Raw genomic sequence first — 20,610 nt, forward strand, 5'->3', positions numbered from 1 at the left:
CACCCAGAGCCGTACGGCGGATCGATTCCACCGATCGGAGAATGGTGGCGGCTCGCCGGCACGGTGCATGATGCGACTAGTTCGAATGGGACGAGGAGTTCGATTATGGCTGGCGCCGGCCCGACCGATCTTGACGCGTACGTCGACCGCCTCGAGATGGCGCGTCGAATAGCCCGGGAAATGATCGAGTCCGACCACCTCGCGCTGGAGCTGGCCGTTCGCCAGCGCCCGCAGTGCTGGTCCCGACGACCGGTCGCGCACACCTCCCGCACCGACGCCTGACCCCCACGCCGGCCCGCACCTCGGCCGCTGGCCGCGCCGTCCTCCGCGCGGATGATCGACTCCAGATCGGCGAACTGGGGGCGTCTTGCTGCGGGGATAGCCCCAGTTCGCCAAACTGGAGTGGATCACCCGACCGGGACCACGAAACCCGGCGCGGACGGGCAGGATGTCATCCATGCGCCGGCTCGCAACCGTTCTCTGCCTGCTGACTGTCGTCGTGCCGGGAGTGGCTGCCTGCGCGGCGCCGCAGACCCGGCCCGAAGACGCCGCACCGAGCGCGTCCGCCGCGTGGGACACCTACCAGGCCGAGGTGAGCGGCGTGACGCCCGGTCCGGGTGTCCGGGCGGTGATCGTGCAGGTCAAGGCGCTCGCTGGTGGCGATGGTTGCTCCCGCAACGTCCGGGTCGACAACCAGACCGAGGAGAACGGCGTCATCTTCGCCGACATCGTGGAGGAATCGGCCGGGTCCGCCACCGTGGGCGCCTGCCCGACCTCCGAGCCTGCCCAGGTGACCCTCACGTCGGCGGAGCCCATCGGCGACCGCCCGCTGTCGCTCAACCAGAAGACGTGGGCGCTGAAGAACGGCGCGTACAGCCGGTGTGACGAGCACCTTGGCTGCAAGCCACCGGAGGACCGCTGCGACCCGACCTGGACGCGTGCGGCCGTACGGGGGATGGACGTGTCCCGCCACTCGCAGGGCCACGTCGAAGCCTGCGACGGGAACTGGCTGATCATGACGGTGCCGGACGACCCGACGTCGTGCGGCGTCGAGCCGCGCCCCGGGTGCGAGGTGGACACCGCCGTACGGCGCTACTTCCTGCGTAACGAGCCGGCCGGTTGGTCGACCGTCACCCGCACCACGTCGGGCGGGTGCGGTGCGATCATCAAGGCGGCGCCGGCCTTTCCCCGCAAGCTCTGCGCCAAGCTGAAACCGACGATCCGGTTCGTCACCGCGGGTCCCCCGCTCCCGACCGGTAAGCCCGGCGGCTGACGCGAGTAGTCCGAATGGGACAAGCCCTGGTGGGCAACTTGAGCGCGGTGCTACCGCTGGCGGTGCGCGGCCTCCTCACGGCCAGCCTGTGACCGTGCGCCCAGTCGGAGTAGGACATGACCCCGTCGCCTGGGTGGACGCTGCCCATCAGCGCGTCCAGGCCACGAACCGCTCGTACAACTCGGCCGGCGCCACCTCGGGCAGCTCCACGACGACGACGAAGAGCAGCCCACTGACGTAGATGGAAAGGCCGATGCGGTCCCGCCCGTACGCCTCGGCCAGGCGCACCCACGCGGGATGGCACGGCCAGGGCGTGTCTGCCACACACGTCTGGCAGTGCCACTGCGGCCGGCGCGGCAGGTGCTCACCGTCCATCCGGCGATCGAGCGCTGACACCGACCGTTCAGCCCGATTGGCCCGCACAGTCTGCCGTTCTCCAGCCGTCACCGAGCCGCCCGCCCACGGTCGCGGTTGCCGTCCCGCACCGTGGTCCCGCACGCGCCGAACCGCTGTGGGTAACAGGTCGCTGCTCCGGTCACGTCCAGTTGGACCTGCCTCCGCCTGCTCCACCAGCGCTTGAACCGCTCCCGAATCGCCACCACGCCTCCCGCCGATCACTGCGTGTGCTCGTCCGATACACCGTGCGGCGGTACGCTCACATCGGTCGACGGGTTGCGCGTTGCCAATGCGCACCGGCAACCTGGCAACTCCGGTGGGAGGCGCGAGACATGCCAACATTCGGCGCCCGAATGCGGACAGCGCGGGAAGCGCGCGGGCTCAGCCTGGCCGCTCTCGCCGAGCTGCTGCCCGCCGACAAGGGTCACCTCTCACGGCTTGAGAACGGCCGTCGTCGACCGGGTGAGGATCTGGCCCGCCGGATCGACGACGTCCTGGCCGCTCGTGGGGAGCTGATCGCCTGCGCCGCCCTGGACATCGCCGCTGCCTCCGACATCCGGCCGTCGGAGACCGTCGAGCTGCTACATCGAATGCACGCCAGCGACACCGCCCCCGCCACCATCGAGACGTTGCAGGCGACCGTGACCGAGCTGTGCTGCCAGTACGGGTGGCGCGACGCCGGGGAACTCCGCGCCGAAGGTCAGGGTTGGCTGCGCGAGGTCGCCCGACTGCTACAGCGACCCACCGGGCTGCGGCAGCACCGCGAACTGCTGGTGTGCGCAGGCTGGCTGGCGCTGCTGATCGGCTGTGTCGAATACGACCTCGGCAAACGCGCCAGTGCCGAGGCCACCCGCACTGCCGCCCGTCAGCTCGGCGAGGAAGCCGGGCACGCCGGCATCACCGGCTGGGCGTGGGAGATGACGGCGTGGTTCGCACTCACCCAGTCCCGGCACGAGGCAGCGTTGACCGCCGCCCGAGCTGGGCAGGAAGCCGCCGGTCGACAGCGGGTGGGGGTGCAACTGATCGCACAGGAAGCCAAATCGCTGGCACGACTAGGCGACCTTGAGGGCGCGCGGACGGCGCTCGATCGAGGTCGGCGGCTCCTCGACGACCTCGGTGCGCCCGACCGACCCGACAACCACTTCGAGGTCGATCCCGGCAAATGGCTGTTCTACGCGATGGACGCCTACCGCCTCGCCGAACACGACACTCTCGCCAAGCACTACGCCAACGAGGTTCTGCGTCTCGGCACCGGATCGGACGGCACCGAGCGGTCACCCATGCGGATGGCCGAAGCCCGACTCACGCTCGCCGCCACAGCCCTGCGCGCTGGCGAGCTGGACCGGGCCGTCGAGGAGGGGGTGACGGCGTTCGCCGCTACTCGGCGGTCCCTGCCCTCGCTGCTGCTCGTCGCCGGTGAAGTTGACGTCGAACTTCACCGTCGCTACCCCCACGAGCAGGCCACCGCCGACTTCCGAGACGCGCTGAACGCCATTCGGTAGCCACATCCGCAAGCGCTGACGTCATCTCCGCCCTATCGCCGGCCTGGGCTCTTCATCCGTACAGGTACTCGTCCACGTCCAGTTCCGCCCGCGTGAGCCGGAGGAATTCCAGCACCTGGGCATTCAGGTGCCAGCCCAGCAACTGGTGTTGCCCCGCGAGTTTCTGCATGCCGTCGACGGGACTGGTCAGGTTTTCCTCCTCGCCGTCCGGGTGCTCGAACACCCGGACGACTTGCAGGACACTCGCACCGGGCACGTCATCGACGCGGTCCAGCTCAGCGGCAAGTTCCCCGATCCGCTCGGCGTGGTCGAACAGGCGATCCACGATCTCCGCAAGCTGTTCGTCCACGGTAAGTCCGGGCTTGCGACAGACGATCTTCCACCGATGAGCGGTGGGCCGAACCGGATCGCCCTGGCGACTGCCACGAACGAGCACCTCGTCGGGCTTGATGCCCAACCTGCTCGTGATCTCGGCCGCTGACACCCGGACGGAGGACAGCGCGAGGTACGCGTACTGGGATACGAGCATGCGGGCACTCTAGAGTCGCGGTAGGTACCAAGCCGATCCGGTCGAACTACCCTCATTGCCATGCCGCACCTGCACGCCGCCGATCCCCTGCCGTGGCGTCCCCGCCGCGTGCTGGTCGCCGGCACCTCGGGCGCCGGAAAGACGACCCTCGCCTCCCGCATCGCCACGTCGTTGCAAGCGCCGCACATTGAGATCGACGGCCTGTTCCACGGACCGTCGTGGACCAGACGGCCGTCCTTCGAAGACGACGTACGCCGCTTCAGCGCAGGTCCCTCCTGGGTGACCGAGTGGCAGTACAGGGCGGTACGCACCCATCTCGCCGACCTCGCCGACCTGGTGGTGTGGCTGGATCTGCCGAAGATCACCATGATGCGCCAGGTCGTCCGGCGGACCGTCGTACGCCGCCTTCGACGCCAACAGCTCTGGAACGGCAACGTGGAACCGCCGCTCTGGACCCTGTTCACCGACTCCGAGCACATCGTTCGCTGGGCGTGGAACACGCATCCTCAGACGGCCACACGTATCGAGGCCCTGTCGGCCCGGCGTCCGGACCTTCCCGTGGTTCACCTCCGCAGTCACGCAGCCGCCAATCGCTGGTTGCTCGGCCCACTGAGGGAAGCTCAGCCCTGAGAGTCGTGACCGTGGTTAAGGTGTCACGGTTCGACGGTCCGGGGCGTACGGAAGCGTCGGTCAGAGGCCATCACGCTGCTACTTCCAACGGAAGTGGACGAAGAGGCGGCCGAAGTTCTTCGAGTCCTTCTCGACCCGGTGGTAGAGCTGCTTGACGTCCTTCTGGTCGAGGAACCGCAGCACCCGCTTTTTGAGCTGCCCCGACCCCTTACCCGGGATGATCTCGACGAGGGTGGCCTTCTTCGCGACCGCCTCGTCCATGATCCCGCGCAGCGCGCGGTCGATGTCCTGGCCCTTGTTGAAGATGTCGTGCAGGTCCAGCTTGAGCTTCATGCCGCAGCCCCCGGCCGGTCAGGTCCCATGTCCGCCATCCTAGGGCCCGTTTCATGAGGACTGGCCGGCCTGCGGCGGGCCCGGACGACGACCGGCCGCGTTGCGGTTTCGTCCGGATACAACACCGGTATCCGGACGAAACCGCGCCTTGCCGGACCGCCGCCCGGACTCCGCCTCGACTCGACCGCCCTCATGAAACGGGCCCTGGGCACGCCCGTCGGCCCACCCACCAGACGAACGAAGGGGCGGCCCGTGGGACCGCCCCTTCCTCGTCACCAGGTCTCCGCTCAGCGGGTGCCGCCCACGCGGGTCTCCACCCGCTGGAGCGCGATCCGGTAGTCGTCGTTGGCCGCGTACATCGCGGCGGCGATCCGCAGGTGCCGCAGCGCGTCGGTGTGTCGGTTCAGCCGCTCCAGCGTCCGACCCAGCACGTGGTGCGCGTAGTGGTCGCTCGGGTCCCGGTCGACAAGTTCCCGCAACTGCTCCTCGGCCCGGTTGAGCTGGGCCGACTGGAAGTACGCCCGGGCCAGCAACTGCCGGACGGCCGCGTTGCCGGGCTCGGCGTCCACGATCGGCTCCAGCAGTCGGGCCGCTCCGCTCGGGTCACCGGTCTCGAAGAACATGGTCGCCCGTCGGTAGTCCGCCAGGAGATCCATCTGCCCACCTCCTCGGGTCGCGCCGTCACCTGTTCCGACGCTGGCACAACACTCGGCGTTTGGCGACTGTTCCCCGGGTCGAAATAGGGTCAGGTTCGGGCGTCCCGGCGGCCGGCGGACAGCTCCCAGGCCCGTACGCCGCCGACGATCCCCGCCGTGTTCGGCACCACCACCACGTCGTCGCCCATCCGGGCGAGTTGCTCCGGTCGGATCAGCCGCGAGTTGCCCCCGCCCAGGTAGAGCCGGTCCCACCGGAACACCGGTCGCAGCCCGTCCACGACCTGCCGGATCCGGCGGGACCAGAAGGCGTCCCCGAGTCGCCGCCGCTCCGGCTCGCCCACGTACGTGTCGTAGGTGGTGCCCCACCGCACGGGCGCGTGCGACAGCTCCAGGTGCGGCGCGAGGACGCCGCCGTCGAAGAGGGCGCTGCCCAACCCCGTTCCCAACGTCAACACCAGTTCACAGCCGGTACCGGCCACCACACCGGCCCCGTGCACCTCGGCGTCGTTGAGCACCAGCGCCGGCACCCCGAACGCGTCGGCGAGCGCACCGCGCGCGTCCCAGCCGGACCACTCGGCCAGCAGCTCCGGGTCGACCCGGGACCGGGGTCCGCTGCGGGTGACGTAGTGGGGGGTGGCCACCACGACGCCGTGCCGGATCATCCCGGGGACGCCGACGGTCAGCCGGTCGGCCGTGGGCAGTCGCCCACCGAGGTCCAGCAGGGTCCGCACGAACAGATCGGGCGGCAGCGGGTACGGGGTCGGCACCCGCAGCGGTCGGGCGCGCATCGTGCCGGCCTCGTCGAGCACCGACGCCTTGATGCCGCCACCACCGCAGTCGATCGCCAGTGTGGTCACCACGTCATGGAGTCTGCCCGCTCGCGGCCGGTCTCATGCGGGCGGCCCGATAGGCTGCCGTCCTGATGAGCGCCACGATGATCGTCAAGGACCTGGCCGCCGGGCACGGCGACCGCCCCCTCTTCGCCGGGTTGGACCTGGTGGTCGCCCCGGGCGACGTGGTCGGCCTGGTCGGGCCGAACGGGGCCGGGAAGTCGACGCTGCTGCGTACCCTCGCCGGGTTGTTGCCGGTCGAGGCCGGCACCGTGCGACTCAGCCCGCCCACCGCGAGCGTCGGGCACCTGCCGCAGGAGCCGGAGCGGCGGCCGGGCGAGACGGTACGGGAGTTCCTGGCCCGCCGGACCGGGGTGACCGGCGCGCAGGCGGCGCTGGACGCCGCGACCGAGGCGTTGACGGCCGGGTCGGCGGGCGCCGACGACGCGTACGGCGACGCGCTGGAGCGCTGGCTGGCCCTCGGCGGCGCGGACCTCGACGAACGCGCCGACCAGGTGAGCGCCGATCTGGGGCTCACGGTCGACCTGGACCACCTGATGACCGGGCTCTCCGGCGGTCAGGCGGCCCGGGCGGGGTTGGCGTCGCTGCTGCTCAGCCGGTACGACGTGTTCCTGCTCGACGAGCCGACCAACGACCTGGACCTGGCCGGGTTGGAGCGGCTGGAGGAGTTCGTCACCGGGCTGCGGGCCGGCACGGTGCTGGTCAGCCACGATCGGGAGTTCCTGACCCGCACGGTGACCCGGGTGCTGGAGCTGGACCTGCCGCAGCAGCAGGTCAACCACTACGGCGGCGGCTACGGGGCCTATCTGGAGGAGCGCGAGGTGGCGCGGCGGCACGCCCGCGCCGACTTCGAGGAGTACGCCGACACGAAGGCCGGTCTGGAGGCGCGGGCGCGTACCCAGCGCGGCTGGATGGAGAAGGGCGTGAAGAACGCCCGCCGCAAGGCCACCGACAACGACAAGATCGGCCGCAAGTTCCGGAGCGAGGCCACCGAGAAGCAGGCCGGCAAGGTCAAGCAGACCGAGCGGCTGATCGAACGGCTCGACGTGGTCGAGGAGCCCCGCAAGGAGTGGGAGCTGCGGATGGAGATCGCCGCCGCGCCCCGCGCCGGCGCGGTCGTGGCCACGCTGCGCAACGCGGTGGTACGCCGGGGAGCTTTCACCCTCGGGCCGGTCAACCTCCAGATCGACTGGGCGGACCGGGTCGCGGTTACCGGGGCGAACGGCTCCGGCAAGTCCACCCTGCTGGCCGCGCTGCTGGGGCGGCTGCCGGTGGACGAGGGCACCGCCTCGCTCGGGCCGGGCGTGGTGGTCGGTGAGGTGGACCAGGCCCGGGGGTTGTTCCTCGGCGACGCGCCGCTGATCGACGCGTTCCAGGCGGCCGTACCCCACATGTCGCCCGCGGACGCGCGGACCCTGCTGGCGAAGTTCGGGCTGCGCGCGGCGCACGTCCCCCGACCGGCGGCGACTCTCTCCCCCGGCGAGCGGACCCGGGCGGCACTGGCCCTGCTCCAGGGCCGTGGGGTCAACCTGCTCGTGTTGGACGAGCCCACCAACCATCTGGACCTGCCCGCCATCGAACAGCTCGAATCGGCGCTGGCCAGCTACCCCGGAACGCTGCTGCTGGTCACCCACGACCGGCGGATGCTGGCGGCCGTCGAGACCAACCGGCGGCTGCGGGTCGACGGTGGGCGGATCGCCGAGGATTGATGCCGGTCCACGGGCCGGCGCGGGGTGAGAATGACGCCATGCTCAAGTGGGAGTACGCCCTGCTGGTCCGCCGCCGCCAGGCCGCGACCAACGACCTCGGCTGGGAGGTCGTCTTCGTCTGGTACGGCCCGGACGGCTCGATGGTCGACGTCACGCCGTACGGCGACACGTCGCTGGCCCACCTCAACCGGGCCGGCGACCAGGGCTGGGAGCTGGTCGCGATGAGTGAGGACCCGTCGCTGCCCGGCAACCACGAACTGCACCGCTACCACCTCAAGCGGCCGAAGCCCGCCACTCCCCCACCCCGCCAGCGGATGCGCGGGGGTCGCCGGACGCTGTCGGGCTGACCTTCGACGGTGCCGGGCCGGGGCGGGCCTTGGGCCCGGAGCGCAGGCCCTGGACCCGGAGCGCGGGCCCTGGACCCGGAGCGCGGGCCTTGCGCCCGGAGCGCGGGCCTTGCGCCCGGAGCGCGGGCCTTGCGCCCGGAGCGCGGGCCTTGCGCCCGGAGCGCGGGCCTTGCGCCCGGAGCGCGGGCACTCCGACGGGTGTGATGACTGTGGGGCATCTTGATGCCCCACAGTCATCAGGCTCGACAGGTAGGTGCTCGGGACGCCCCGACACGCCCGTCGGCGGTCGCGCGACGGCGAAACGGGAATACCGGGCGCGTAGGCGGGTAACGCGCGGCGGGAGGTGGCCCGAATGGTCGCTTTGGCACAGACTCCGCCCTCGGCCGACCGGCTGCGGTTGATCGACGAATTCCTCGCGCAGGCGTGGGCGGACCAGGTCCGGAACGACGACCGGCTCCGGGGCCTGGCCGTCGAGGTGCGGTTCGACCGCGGGGTCGCCCACCTCAGCGGAGAGGTGGCCGAGCCGGCCGACCTACGGCTGGTGCGGGACCTGGTGGGACGGTTGGCCGGCGTCTACGGCGTCTGGTGCAGGGTCGGGGTCGGCGGACGCGCGCCGGTGGTGGTGGATCTCGGCTGCGGCCCGACCAAGCAGTGGTCGGGCAACCTCGGGCTGGACATCTATCCCGCGCCGGGGGTGGACGCGGTGGCGGACCTCTCCGGCTCGCTGCCGCTGGCCGACAACTCGGTGGACGTCCTGTTCGCGGTGCACATCCTGGAGCACCTGATCGACTTCCTGCCCCTGGTGGACGAGTGCCACCGGGTGCTGCGCCCGGGTGGCGTCCTGCACGTGATGAGCCCGTGGTGGGGGCACGTCAACGCGGTGGCCGACCCCACCCACGTCCGGCTGATGGACGTGCAGACCTTCAAGGGGATCTGCCAGCTCCGACCGCCGGGCACGCCGCGTTGGTATCCGCTGCACGCCGGGTGCGACGGCGCGTCGATCTTCGCCGACCTGACGCCCCTGCCCGCCGACGCCGAGCCCGCTCCGAACTTCCACCTGGCCCGCTTCTTCGACTAGGACCTGGTGGATTCGCGCAGTTCCAGCCGGTACGGGGCCTTGAGCGCGCGGGCGGGGGCAGCGCGGTCGCCGTCGAGGCGATTGGCGAGGAGTTCGACGGCCAGCCGGGCGATCTGCTCCTTGTCGGGAGCGACGGTGCTCAAGGTGGGGACCGAGAAACGCCCGTCCTCGATGTCGTCGAAGCCGACCACCGCCACGTCCTCGGGCACGCGCAGGCCGGCCTCGTGCAGGGCGCGCAGGGCGCCCAGGGCGAGCGTGTCGTTGAAGCAGAACACGGCGTCGGGGCGTACTCCCGTGGTGAGCAGGCCGCGCATCGCGGCCGCGCCGTCGGCGCGGTGCCAGGCCGCCGCGGACGCCACGAGGGTTTCGTCGTAGGCCAGGCCGGCAGCGCGCAGCGCCTCGGTGTAGCCGGCCAGGCGGAGGCGGGCGCTGGCGCCCTCGTCGGTGCGCTGCGCGCCGATCGCCGCGATCCGGCGGCGGCCGAGCCGGATCAGGTGGTCGGTGATCTCCCGGGCGGCGGTGACGTTGTCGATCACCACGCGATCGGCGGGGCCGTGGTCGACGCGCTCGCCGAGCAGCACCATCGGGGTGCCGTCGAGGCTGGCCAGATCCTCCGCCGTGAGCGCCAGCGGGCTGAAGATGAGCCCGTCGATCAGGTGGTCGGTGATGCCGGCGGCGACGACCCGCTCCTGCTCACGCCGGCCGCCGGCCTGCTGGTCGACGAGCACGGTCCAGCCGTACTCGGCGGCGGCGGTGACGACGTGCCGGGCGAGTTCGGCGAAGTACGGGATGTCCAGTTCCGGCACCGCCAGGGCGATCACCCCGGTCCGCCCCTTGCGCAGGTGACGGGCGGAGAGGTTGGGCCGGTAGTTCAGCTCGGCGATGGCCTCCTCAACCCGGGCCCGGGTGTCCGGACGTACGTGCAGGTAGCCGTTCACCACGTTGGAGACGGTCTTCACCGAGACGCCGGCCCGCTCGGCCACGTCCTTGAGCCTGTGTCGCACCCCGCAACCTCCCCGATGTAGCCCCGCGCACGATACCCGCTCTACAACGTTGTAGAAGGGGTCCGGCACGCACGAAGGACCCCCGCGTGGCGGGGGCCCTTGTGGTGTGCCGGAGGGTTCAGGCGCTCGGCTCGCGCTGCTCCGGCGCGACGGCCGGTTCGTGGCGGGCGAGGCGGTTGCGGCGGTAGCCGTAGCCGAAGTAGATCACCGCGCCGAGCAGCATCCAGGCCAGGAACCGCAGCCAGGTCTCCACGGACAGGTTGAGCATCAGGTAGAGGCAGGCGACCGCCGAGACGATCGGCAGCACCGGCGAGAACGGCACCCGGAACGGCCGGTCCAGGTCCGGACGCTTGCGGCGCAGGATCGGTACGGCGAGCGAGACCAGTACGAACGCGCAGAGCGCGCCGATGCTGACCAGGTCGGCCAGGGCGGAGAGCGGCAGGAAACCGGCCAGCAGCGCGACCGCCACCGTCATGATCGCCGAGATCCGGTACGGGGTGCCCCAGCGCGGGTGCACGGCCGCGATCGAGGGCGGGATGAGCCCGTCCCGGGCGATGGCGAAGCCGATCCGACCCATCGCCACCAGGTCGACCAGGATGACGCTGGTCAGACCGGCGACCGCCGCGATGGAGACGAGCGTCGCCGCCCAGCCGGCGCCCACCGACTCGAACGCCGACGCGATCGGGGCGCCCCGGTCGATCTCGGTGTACGGCACCATGCCGACGACCACCAGCGAGACGCCGATGTAGAGCACGGTGGAGATCAGCAGCGTACCGAGCAGACCCAGGGTGAGGTCCCGCTTGGGCTTGCGGGTCTCCTCGCCCAGGTTCGCGACGGCCTCGAAGCCGGTGTACGCGAAGAAGACCACCGCGGCGGCGCTGAGCACCCCGACGAAGCCGAAGACCGACGGCTCCAACCCGAACAGCGCCTGCGTCACCGGCTGCTTGATGCCGTCGTCGCCACTGCCGGCGGGCTCGGCCGGCGGGATGAACGGGGTGAGGTTGGCGGCCTTGACGAAGAACAGGCCGGCGACCACCACGAAGACGCAGATCGCCACCTTGACCAGCACCAGCAGGTTGGTGATCCGGGCGGATTCCCGGATGCCGACGATCGCGACGATGCCGAGGATCAGCACGATGGCGATGGCGCCCACGTTGACGACGCTGCCCTCCTCGCCGAACCACCGGGTCGGCAGGTCGAGCAGTTCGGCCAGGTAGCCGGACCAGCCGCGGGCCACCACCGCCGCGCCGAGCGCGAACTCCAGGAGCAGGTCCCAGCCGATGATCCAGGCGACGATCTCGCCCATCGTGGCGTACGCGTAGGTGTAGGCGCTGCCGGCGGTCGGCACGCTGGACGCCAGCTCGGCGTAGCAGAGGGCGGCGAGCAGGGCCACCACGCCGGCGATCCCGAAGGAGATCACCACGCCGGGGCCGGCGCTGTCGCGGGCCTCGATGCCGGTGAGCGTGAAGATGCCGGTGCCGATCACGATGCCGATGCCGAAGCCGGTGAGGTCGAGGGCGCCGAGTCGCCGCTTGAGTCCGACTCCGCCGTCGCTGCCGTCGGCCTCGCCCTGGGCTATGACGTCCTTGATCGGTTTGGTTCGCAGCACGGACATGCGCTCACCCCTTCACACCGCGCGACCACCACCGTGGCGGCCGGTGACCGGCGTTGCTACCCAGCGGGGCGAATGGTCAACCACGAACACTTGCGGCGGCGACGCGATTGTGAAAATTTCCTTCTGTACGCAGATAGGCAGCGGCGAATCTTGCCGCATACCGACTGCGCCGGGAGCCCCAACGAAGGGACATACCGCATGAAAGCACTCCGCGTCACCGCCGCCGGCCTGACCGCGATTCTGCTCGGCTCACTCGCGGCCGCGACCCCCGCCAGCGCCACCACCCCCACCACCGCCGCCTGTGTCACCAACCCGGCCACCCCCAAGCGCCAGTTCCGGGCCATGTGGATCTCGTCGGTGGTCAACATCGACTGGCCCAGCAAGGCCTCCCAGACCAGCCCGGACCGGATCGCCGCCCAGCAGGCCGAGTACCGCGGCCTGCTGGACCTCGCCGAACGACTGCACCACAACGCCGTGGTCGTACAGGTCCGGCCCACCGCCGACGCGCTCTGGCCCTCGCCGTACGAGCCGTGGTCGGAGTACCTGACCGGGGTGCGCGGCCAGGACCCCGGCTGGGACCCGCTGGCCTTCCTCGTCGAGGAGTCGCACAAGCGCAACCTCGAATTCCACGCCTGGTTCAACCCGTACCGGGTCTCCATGCCGGCCCCCGGCGGCGCCGGCGCCGACCCCGGCCAGCTCGCGCCCGGCCACCCGGCCCGGCAGCACCCCGACTGGACCTTCGCCTATCCGCCGGCCGGCGTCGCCGGCAGCCGGCTCTACTACAACCCCGGGATCCCCGAGGTCCGCGAGTTCGTCCAGACCGCGATGATGGACGCGGTCCAGCGGTACGACATCGACGGCGTTCACTTCGACGACTACTTCTACCCCTACCCCAGCGGCACCTACCAGGTGCCCGACGATGCCACCTTCGCGGCGCACAACCGGGGCTTCACCGATCGGGCCGACTGGCGGCGGGACAACATCAACCTGCTGATCCAGGAGATGAACGGCAAGATCAAGGCGGCAAAGCCGTGGGTGAAGTTCGGGGTCAGCCCGTTCGGCATCTGGCGCAACGCCAGCGTCGACCCGCTCGGCTCGGACACCACCGGCAGCCAGTCGTACGACATCATCTCCGCCGACACCCGAAAGTGGATCAAGCAGGAGTGGATCGACTACGTCGTGCCGCAGCTCTACTGGTACATCGGCCAGTACCCGGCGGCCGACTACGCGCGACTCGTGCCGTGGTGGGCCGAGACAGTACGTGGGACCCGGGTGCAGCTCTACATCGGCCAGGCCGACTACAAGAGCGGCGACCCCGCGTACGGGCCGTACTGGCAGAACCCGCGTGAGCTGTCCGACCACCTGACGCTCAACCGGTCGTACCCCGAGGTGCAGGGCAACGTGCACTTCTCCGCCGTCCAGGTACGGGCCAACCGGCTCGACGCCACCGACATCTACGCGGCCGAGCACTACTCGCGCCCGGCCCTCGTACCGGCCATGCCGCACCTGCCGGCGAAGCCGCTGCTCCCGCCGGTGGTCACCCGGGTCGCGCGGGACACCGACGGGGTACGGCTGACCTGGCGTCAGCCGGCCGACGGCAGGGGCCCCCTGGGCACGGCCACCTCGTACGCGATCTACCGGTTCGACGGGACCACGCTGCCCGGACAGTGCGCCACCGCCGACGCCACCGGACTGGTCGACACCGTCCGGGCCACCCCGGGCGGCGTCCAGTCCTGGGTGGACACGTCGGCCGAGCCGGGCCGGCGCTACACCTACCTGGTGACCGCGCTGGACCGGACGGCCAACGAGAGCCACGTCAGCCCACCGGCGTTCCTGCTGCGCTGACCAGGTCCGATGAGTGCCCCGGACGCACCCGCGTCCGGGGCATTCGTCTGTTTCAACGCATGTCACAGATAGTTGGCGAGGCGCATACCGGCAGGCTGATCAGTTGATCGAAACTTGTCGACATCCGGTGACCAGCCGGTAACTTCCGTCCCACCGCACACCCCGCGGAGGTAAACCGTGCCCCGACGTCTCGCCACCCTGTTCGCCTCGGGCGCGCTCGCGCTGCTCGCCACCCTCGCCATCGCCTCCCCCGCCGCCGCCGTCACCCCCGCCGAGAAGCTGTCCGTGCTGTCGAGCTGGACCCAGACCAGCGCGTCCAGCTACAACTCCTGGAACAGCGCCCGCCTCAACCGGGCCCCCTGGGCCGAGTACAACTTCGTCTGGTCCACCGACTACTGCTCGTCCAGCCCGGACAACCCGCTCGGCTTCACCTTCAACCTGGGCTGCTACCGGCACGACTTCGGCTACCGCAACTACAAGGCGGTCGGTCAGTTCTCCGCCAACAAGGCCCGCCTCGACAGCGCCTTCTACGCCGACCTGAAGCGGGTCTGCGCCACGTACAACACAATCGTCCGCCCGGCCTGCTACAGCCTGGCCTGGACCTACTACCAGGCGGTCCACATCTTCGGCTCGGTAGCCGCAGTCCAACAGGCCGACCTCGACCGAGCCGCCCAGCTAAAGGCCCAAGCCGAATCCAACGCCCACACCCGCCCCTAACCCCCACCCCACCCCACCCCACCCCCCACCCCCACCCCCCTCCCCACCCCCTCCCCTCGCCCCGGTGATCAAGAGGTTTGCGTCAGCGGAGGCACGATTTCTGACGCAAACCTCTTGATCAACAAGGTTCAAGAGGGGGTGGAGGGGGGTGGGGTTGGGGTGGGGGGGTTAGGCGTGTTCGGTTTTTGTGGCGGGGTGTTGGGGTGGGGCGGGGTGGGAGAGTTCGGTGCTGAAGCGGGTCGAGTCCGCCGCCAGGTCCGGGTGTTCCACGTCGAGGGCGAGCGCTACCGCCTCGTCGAGGCTCAACTCGACGCCCTCCGAGTACGCGTCGTCGAACGCGACGTCGCCCATCATCGCCCGCAGCTCCGACTGCTGGTCGGCCCAGTAGCCGCCGTAGATGCCCGGTGTCGCCCGCATGCTCGCCCGGGTGGCCTGCGCCGCGCCGAACAGCCGCGCGGCGGTCGTCGGGTCCCCGCCGAGCGCGCACCGAACCGCGATCGCGTGCAGGGTGTCGCAGGCCCGGCCGTGGTAGCCGTGCCCCATCCGTGAGCGCAGTGCCACCAGCAGGTGCTCGTGCGCGGCGATCACGTCGCCCCGGGCCAGCGCGACCATCCCGAGCAGCATGTCCACCGAACGCCGGCCGCGCTCGACCGGGCGGGCGGCCTCGACCGGACGCGCCGCGCCCAGCAGGTCCGCCGCCTCCGCCAGCGCCCCCCGCCGCCAGAGCAGCTCGGCCAGGCTGAACACCGCGAACAGCGCCTCGCCCACCACGTCCTGCCCGTGCGCCCAGTCGATGACCTCCCGGCAGACCCGCTCGGCCTCGAAGAACTGGCCCATGTCCACGAGCGGCGCGGCCCGGCCGGCGAGCACCCGGGCGAGCAGACCGGCGTCACCGGCCTGCCGGGCGGCGGCCTCCGCCCGCTGCGAGTAGCGCAGCTCCTCCGCGAACTCCCCGTCGGCGCCGGCGTGCAGCGAGTGCATGTGGTACGCCGCCGCCAGCTCCGCGTCCGGGATCCGCTCGCCCGTCTCGGCGATCCGTCCGTACAGCCGGAACAGCCAGAGTCGACCCTCCCGCGCCAGCCCGCGCTCGCGCCACCACTGGTCCAGCCCGCCCGTGAGGCGCAGACCGGCGCGGGCGCTGCCACCGGTGGCACACCAGCGCAGCGCGGCCCGCAGCTCGTCGGCCAGCGGGTCGAGGGTGTAGAGGGACAGCGTCACGGGTCGCTCGTCCGGGCCGAGGTGGGCCCGATCCAGAGCGTGCGCCGACCAGGCCACGTGCCGGTCGCGGGCGGCCTGCTCCTCGCCCGCCTCGGCCAGCCGCCGCGCCGCGTACGCCCGGATCGGGTCGAGCATCCGGTAGGAGCTGCCGGCGGCCCGCGGCTCGGCCAACACCATCGACTTGTCCACCAGCACCGACAGCGGATCCAGCGGGTCGTCGCCGAGCAGCCACTCCACCGTCGGCAGGTCCACCGGCCCGGCGAAGACGGCCATCCAGCGCAGCAGCCGCGCGGCCCGCGGCCCCAACGTCCGGTACGACCAGGTCACGGTGGCCTGCATGGTCAGGTGCCGTTCGGTGGCTGACCGCTGCACGGCCCGGCTCGCCGCGGTGGGCGGCGGCGTACCGATCGCCGCGGCCACCAGGTCCACGGTGTCCTGTTGGTTGCCGGACCAGCCCCGCTCCACCGGCGGCGGCTCCGGGTCCTCCCGGCCGGCGTCCAGGGTGCCGAGGACGTCGTCCAGCCGCTCGGCGAGCTGACCGACGGAGAGCACCCGCAGCCGGGCGGCCGCCAGCTCGATGGCGAGCGGCAGCCCGTCCAACCGCTGCACCACCCGGCGAAGATCGGCCGACTCGGCCTGCTCCGGCTGCCGGCCGCCACGGGCCGCAGCGGTACGGTCCAACAGCAGCGCGACCGCGTCGCTCTCCGTGCCGTCGGCACGTGGGTCGACCGAGAGCGGCGGGATCCGCCACACCACCTCGCCGGGCAGGCTGAACGACTCGCGGCTGGTCGCCAGCACCCGCACGCCGCCCCCGCCGGAGAGCAGCCGTGAGATGACCTCGCCGCAGGCGGCCGGTTGCGTGTCGCAGGTGTCGAGCACGACAAGCATCCGGCGGGCCGCCGCGTACTCGACGAGCGTGTCCAGCATCGGGCGGCCCGGCTCGGGCCGCAGCCCGAGCACCGCGGCGATCGCGAACGCCACCAACCCCGGGTCGGTCACCGCGGCGATGTCGACGAACCAGACCCCGTCGGGGTACGCCTCGACCACGCCACCGGCCAGCTCCACGGCGAGTCGGGTCTTCCCCGCGCCGCCCGCGCCCAGCACCGTGACCAACCGGTGCCGCTCCACCAGCCCGCTCAGCTCGGCGCGCTCGACCTGCCGCCCGACGAACGACGTCACCTGGGTCGGTAGGTTGTGCGCCACCGCCTCGGCGGTACGCGGGCGGGGGAACTGCCGTTCCAGCCCGGGAGCGACCAGTTGGAACAGCCGCTCCCGGTCGTCGAAGCCACGTAGCCGGTGCAGGCCCAGGTCCAGCAGGGTGGCGCCGGGTGGCAGCGGGTCGGCCCGGCGGGCCGTGGACGCCGAGCAGAGCACCTGACCGCCGTGGGCCGCCGCGGCCACCCGGGCCGCCCGGTGCACCTCGGGGCTGGCGTACTCCCCGTCGCGGGGCTCGGCGTAGCCGGTGTGCAGACCCATCCGTACCCGGGGCGCGGCCTCCTCGGTCGGCCAGTCGTGGTTCGCCAGGGCCCGCTGGGCGGTCAGGCAGGACGTCAACGCCGCCGCCGCGTCGTCGAAGGCCAGGAAGAACGAGTCGCCTTCGGTCAACAGTTCGGCACCACCGGTGGCGGCCAGAGTGCGCCGCAGCAACCGTCGATGCTCGGCGAGCACCGGGCGGTAGTCCGCGCCGAGCAACTGGGCCAGCCGGGTCGAGCCCTCGATGTCGGTGAACACGAAGGTCACCCAACCGCTCGGGAGCTGGATCCGTGGCGACATGCGTGGAACCTCCGCCCGTGACGTCGGGTTCATGCTGCCTGAGTCCGAGCGGTCACGCATCGTGAGAACGGCCGGGCAGGTGCCGCCTCAAGGTGCCACTCGAACCCGGTCCCGGCAAGGGCGGTTCACGAGTCTGCCGCCGAAACCGCCGGGTCAGCAGCCGCAGGCGCCACCGCAGCAGCCGCCACCACCGGCCGCCGGCGCGGCGCCGGTGCCGCGACCGGTGACCGACACCGCCGAGAGCAACTTGACCGTGTCGGCATGGCCCTGCGGGCAGGTGGCCGGCGCTCCGGCCGCCGCCATCGGACGGTTGACCTCGAAGTTGTCGCCGCAGGCGCGGCATCGGAACTCGTACCGGGGCATGCCACCAAGGGTACGTGGACCTGACGCCCGTCGGGACATGAGTGATACTCGACGGGTGGTGGACGGCGAGGACAAGACGCGTGTGCAACCGCTTCGACCGGCCGCGCCGCTGGACGGGCCTCTGGCGGAGTCGGGCGCCGCGCCGGATCCGGCGCCTCCGGCCGTGCCTCGCCCGCGCCGCCCCTGGCTGGGCAGCGGCACGACCGACGCGAAGAGCACACCCCCGGCCTCGGCCGACGCTGCTCCTGCCTCGACAGTCGACGCCCCCGCCGACGACCGGGGCGAGCACGCCGCCGACGATGACACTGCCGCGATGGCGGCCCCCGCCGCCGATGCCGCCGATGCGGACACCGCCGGTACGGACACTGCCGCCGCGGATCGGGCCGACGGAGGCACCGACATCCCGGCGCGCGACAACACCGACGGCGACGACCCGGCGAAGGCCAACACCACGCCAGCCGACCCGGCAAAGGCCGGCACCACCGACGCCGACCCGGTGAAGACCGGCACCACGGCCCCCGACCCGGCGAAGACCGGCACCACCGACGCCGACCTGGTGAAGACCGGTGCCACGGCCGCCGACCCGGCGAAGGCGAAGGCGGGCGACGCCAACGCCGATACCGCCACGACCGGCGACGGGACGGTCGCGGCGGGCGCGACCGACCTGACGGCGACCAAGGTGGAGGGCGTCGCCGTCGTACCGGCGGTCACGCCTGGTCGGCGGCGGCGCGTGCCGTTCGCGCACGCCGTCCGGCTGCCACCGCCGCGCCAGGCCGCGGTGACCGCCGCTCGGGCGACCCGGGAGTGGTCGCGCCGGCCCAGCGGTCGACTCACCGTTCCGGGGGTGTTCCTGCTGGCCCTGGTCGCGGCGACCGCCGCAGCGGGAGCGCTGCTCGTCCCGGCGACCATCGGCGGGTCCAAGCCGGTGGCCGTCGACGCCTCGGCCGCACCGACCGTGGCCGTGCCGCCGGCACTGCCACTCGACCCACGGCCGACCGGCCCGCTGCCCACCGGGGCGGTGCCGACCGGGGCGTTCCCCACCGGCGTGGTGCCGACCGGGCCGGCCGTCGCCCCGACGATCGGCGGTCGCCCGTCGGACGCCCTGGCCGCTTGGGCGCAGCAGGTCGGGCCCAAGGTCGGCATCCCGCCGACCGCCATGCGGGCGTACGGGTACGCGGAGCAGATGCTTGCCCAGACCAACCGTAGCTGCGCGTTGAGCTGGACGACGTTGGCCGCGATCGGTCAGGTCGAGTCCGGGCACGGCTCGGCCAACCGCGCGCAGTTGGGCGCCGACGGCAAGGCGCTTCCGGAGATCATCGGATTGCGGCTGGACGGCACGGGCGGCCGGATGCGGATCATCGACACCGACCGCGGCGCGCTCGACAAGGACAAGATCTACGACCGGGCGATCGGGCCGATGCAGTTCATCCCGACGACCTGGCAGGAGATCGGGGCCGACGCCGACGGGGACGGGGTCAAGGACCCGCACGACCTGGACGACGCGGCGCTGGCGGCCGGCAACTACCTCTGCAAGGGTGGCCGCAACCTCAGCATCCCGGGAGACTGGTGGAACGCGATCCTGTCGTACAACGACGTACGGCGGTACGCCCAGGCCGTCTACGACACCGCTGACCGGTACGGACGGGCCAGCCGCCTGTGATGTGATCGTCCACGCACATTGGAGGACCGGACACTTCCCCCGGGCAGCCGTTAGCGGCAAGCTAGACGGGTGATGGTGCGCGAGTGGGACCCCAGGACCGCCTCGTCCGCCGAGATCGCGTCGCTGTTGACCACGTTGAACGCGGTGCTCGCGGCCGATCTGCCGCAGGACCCGCCGTGGCGGGAGACCTCCCTACGGGAGTATCTCGGCGAGGTGATGCCGGGTGAGCGGCGGATCTCCTGGCTCGCCCAGGCCGAACCGAGCGCTCCCGGCGAGGTCGGTGCCGTCCTCGGCCAGGTCCACGTGCTGCTGCTCGGTGACATCGGTGTGCTCGAGGTGCTGGTCCACCCCTCTGTACGACGCGGCGGCCTCGGTCGTGACCTGGTTCTGCGCGCGGCCCGGCGGGTCTACCAGGAGGGCTTCCAGTCGATCGGCGTCGAGGTGGTCGGCGACACGCCGGCCGTGGCCTTCTACGAGTCGCTCGGTTTCACCCGTGAGTACGTGGAGACGCGCAGCGTGCTCGACCTGACGTCGGTGGACTGGGCCGAGTTGACCGAGATGGCCACCGGGATTGGCGCGGGCTACCACCTGGAGTTCTATCCGGGCGGTCCACCGGACGACCTGATCGAGTCGTACGCGCGGGCCAAGGCCGAGGTGCGCGACGTCGAGGACGGCGAGCTACGTCCCAGCTCCTACGACCCGGAGCGCCTGCGGGACAGCCTCGACACCCTGCACCGGCGCGGCATGAAGCCGTACATCGTGCTGGCCCGGCACGAGCAGAGCGATGAGGTGGCCGGCCTGACCGAGGTCGTGGTGCCCGCGCAGCACCCGACCCGCGCCGACCAGTACGACACCATCGTCGGGCAGGACCACCGGGGTTACGGCATCGACCGGGCGATCAAGGCGCGGATGCTGCTGGAGCTACGCTCCGCCGAGCCGGAGCTGGCCGAGGTACAGACCTGGAACGCGCAGGCCAACGAGGCGATGCTCAAGGTCAACGCCGAGCTGGGCTACCGGCCCGACCGGGACTGGTGCGAGTACAGCGTCGACGTCGCCGAGCTGGTGCACCGCCTCGATCAGCCACGCTGAGGAATTCACGAAAGTGTCCACT

20 protein-coding genes are annotated in these 20,610 nt (G+C 71.6%); 11 read left to right on the plus strand and 9 right to left on the minus strand.

From position 1 onward, the window contains the following. Window positions 1-105 precede the first annotated feature (105 nt). Both ACIBTX_RS11575 and ACIBTX_RS11580 read left to right on the plus strand, forming a co-directional pair. Window positions 106-282, plus strand: a complete 177-nt coding sequence (locus ACIBTX_RS11575; RefSeq protein ID WP_355053517.1) for a hypothetical protein — start codon at window positions 106-108, stop codon at window positions 280-282. 175 nt (window positions 283-457) lie between these two features. After that, window positions 458-1,273, plus strand: a complete 816-nt coding sequence (locus tag ACIBTX_RS11580; RefSeq protein ID WP_357172291.1) for a hypothetical protein — start codon at window positions 458-460, stop codon at window positions 1,271-1,273. Between the two features lie 147 nt (window positions 1,274-1,420). Here the strand turns inward: ACIBTX_RS11580 and ACIBTX_RS11585 are convergent, their stop codons facing one another. Beyond that, on the minus strand, window positions 1,421-1,648 hold the full coding sequence (locus ACIBTX_RS11585; RefSeq protein WP_357172294.1) for a hypothetical protein: 228 nt from the start codon (window positions 1,646-1,648) through the stop codon (window positions 1,421-1,423). Between the two features lie 353 nt (window positions 1,649-2,001). Between ACIBTX_RS11585 and ACIBTX_RS11590 the strand changes: the two genes are divergently transcribed. Next, window positions 2,002-3,171, plus strand: coding sequence for a helix-turn-helix domain-containing protein (locus ACIBTX_RS11590; protein WP_357172297.1), 1,170 nt, complete (start codon window positions 2,002-2,004; stop codon window positions 3,169-3,171). 52 nt (window positions 3,172-3,223) lie between these two features. On the opposite strand, the gene ACIBTX_RS11595 is transcribed toward ACIBTX_RS11590, so the two are convergent. Then, window positions 3,224-3,700, minus strand: a complete 477-nt coding sequence (locus ACIBTX_RS11595; RefSeq protein ID WP_357172300.1) for a DUF4279 domain-containing protein — start codon at window positions 3,698-3,700, stop codon at window positions 3,224-3,226. Between the two features lie 60 nt (window positions 3,701-3,760). Here ACIBTX_RS11595 and ACIBTX_RS11600 point away from each other — a divergent pair, with 60 nt between their 5' ends. Beyond that, window positions 3,761-4,330, plus strand: a complete 570-nt coding sequence (locus ACIBTX_RS11600; protein WP_357172302.1) for an AAA family ATPase — start codon at window positions 3,761-3,763, stop codon at window positions 4,328-4,330. 78 nt (window positions 4,331-4,408) lie between these two features. Here ACIBTX_RS11600 and ACIBTX_RS11605 read toward each other — a convergent pair whose 3' ends face one another. From ACIBTX_RS11605 to ACIBTX_RS11615, 3 genes are all read right to left on the minus strand, one after another. Beyond that, window positions 4,409-4,663 carry a Smr/MutS family protein gene (locus ACIBTX_RS11605; RefSeq protein WP_088987488.1) on the minus strand — a complete coding sequence of 85 codons (255 nt, stop codon included), beginning with the start codon at window positions 4,661-4,663 and terminating at the stop codon, window positions 4,409-4,411. A gap of 287 nt (window positions 4,664-4,950) precedes the next feature. Then, window positions 4,951-5,319, minus strand: a complete 369-nt coding sequence (locus ACIBTX_RS11610; protein WP_234582401.1) for a M48 family metallopeptidase — start codon at window positions 5,317-5,319, stop codon at window positions 4,951-4,953. 89 nt (window positions 5,320-5,408) lie between these two features. Continuing rightward, complete coding sequence (locus ACIBTX_RS11615) at window positions 5,409-6,179, minus strand: ROK family protein (protein ID WP_357134451.1); 771 nt, start codon at window positions 6,177-6,179, stop codon at window positions 5,409-5,411. A gap of 62 nt (window positions 6,180-6,241) precedes the next feature. Here ACIBTX_RS11615 and ACIBTX_RS11620 point away from each other — a divergent pair, with 62 nt between their 5' ends. The 3 genes from ACIBTX_RS11620 (at window position 6,242) to ACIBTX_RS11630 (ending at window position 9,304) form a co-directional block, all read left to right on the plus strand. Further along, window positions 6,242-7,879 (plus strand): ABC-F family ATP-binding cassette domain-containing protein, encoded by a 1,638-nt coding sequence (locus tag ACIBTX_RS11620; RefSeq protein ID WP_357172305.1) that lies wholly within the window; start codon window positions 6,242-6,244, stop codon window positions 7,877-7,879. Next, window positions 7,879-8,226 (plus strand): hypothetical protein, encoded by a 348-nt coding sequence (locus ACIBTX_RS11625; RefSeq protein WP_357134453.1) that lies wholly within the window; start codon window positions 7,879-7,881, stop codon window positions 8,224-8,226. The genes ACIBTX_RS11620 and ACIBTX_RS11625 overlap by 1 nt, the downstream gene beginning before the upstream one ends. Window positions 8,227-8,578: 352 nt before the next feature. After that, window positions 8,579-9,304 carry a methyltransferase domain-containing protein gene (locus ACIBTX_RS11630; protein WP_357172308.1) on the plus strand — a complete coding sequence of 242 codons (726 nt, stop codon included), beginning with the start codon at window positions 8,579-8,581 and terminating at the stop codon, window positions 9,302-9,304. On the opposite strand, the gene ACIBTX_RS11635 is transcribed toward ACIBTX_RS11630, so the two are convergent. Further along, window positions 9,301-10,308 (minus strand): LacI family DNA-binding transcriptional regulator, encoded by a 1,008-nt coding sequence (locus tag ACIBTX_RS11635; protein WP_357172310.1) that lies wholly within the window; start codon window positions 10,306-10,308, stop codon window positions 9,301-9,303. The genes ACIBTX_RS11630 and ACIBTX_RS11635 overlap by 4 nt on opposite strands. Window positions 10,309-10,426: 118 nt before the next feature. Then, entirely contained in the window at window positions 10,427-11,923 is a 1,497-nt protein-coding gene (locus tag ACIBTX_RS11640; RefSeq protein ID WP_357134457.1) for an amino acid permease, read from the minus strand. A gap of 198 nt (window positions 11,924-12,121) precedes the next feature. On the opposite strand from ACIBTX_RS11640, the gene ACIBTX_RS11645 reads away from it, so the two are divergent. Further along, the gene (locus ACIBTX_RS11645; RefSeq protein WP_357134459.1) at window positions 12,122-13,768 is read left to right on the plus strand and encodes a family 10 glycosylhydrolase; all 1,647 of its coding nucleotides are present in this window, start codon (window positions 12,122-12,124) and stop codon (window positions 13,766-13,768) included. Between the two features lie 177 nt (window positions 13,769-13,945). Further along, window positions 13,946-14,485 (plus strand): phospholipase, encoded by a 540-nt coding sequence (locus ACIBTX_RS11650; RefSeq protein WP_357172313.1) that lies wholly within the window; start codon window positions 13,946-13,948, stop codon window positions 14,483-14,485. A gap of 168 nt (window positions 14,486-14,653) precedes the next feature. Here ACIBTX_RS11650 and ACIBTX_RS11655 read toward each other — a convergent pair whose 3' ends face one another. Beyond that, window positions 14,654-17,476: an ATP-binding protein gene (locus tag ACIBTX_RS11655; protein WP_396832420.1), complete on the minus strand. Its 2,823-nt coding sequence runs from the start codon at window positions 17,474-17,476 to the stop codon at window positions 14,654-14,656. A gap of 153 nt (window positions 17,477-17,629) precedes the next feature. After that, window positions 17,630-17,839 carry a zinc ribbon domain-containing protein gene (locus tag ACIBTX_RS11660; RefSeq protein ID WP_357172319.1) on the minus strand — a complete coding sequence of 70 codons (210 nt, stop codon included), beginning with the start codon at window positions 17,837-17,839 and terminating at the stop codon, window positions 17,630-17,632. Between the two features lie 37 nt (window positions 17,840-17,876). Between ACIBTX_RS11660 and ACIBTX_RS11665 the strand changes: the two genes are divergently transcribed. Both ACIBTX_RS11665 and ACIBTX_RS11670 read left to right on the plus strand, forming a co-directional pair. Beyond that, window positions 17,877-19,499 (plus strand): lytic murein transglycosylase, encoded by a 1,623-nt coding sequence (locus tag ACIBTX_RS11665; RefSeq protein WP_396832421.1) that lies wholly within the window; start codon window positions 17,877-17,879, stop codon window positions 19,497-19,499. Window positions 19,500-19,571: 72 nt separating this feature from the next. After that, entirely contained in the window at window positions 19,572-20,588 is a 1,017-nt protein-coding gene (locus tag ACIBTX_RS11670; protein WP_357129264.1) for a GNAT family N-acetyltransferase, read from the plus strand. The last annotated feature ends 22 nt before the right edge of the window (window positions 20,589-20,610 follow it).

It is taken from the genome of Micromonospora sp. NPDC049359 (genome assembly GCF_044466585.1).
GTDB lineage: Bacteria > Actinomycetota > Actinomycetes > Mycobacteriales > Micromonosporaceae > Micromonospora.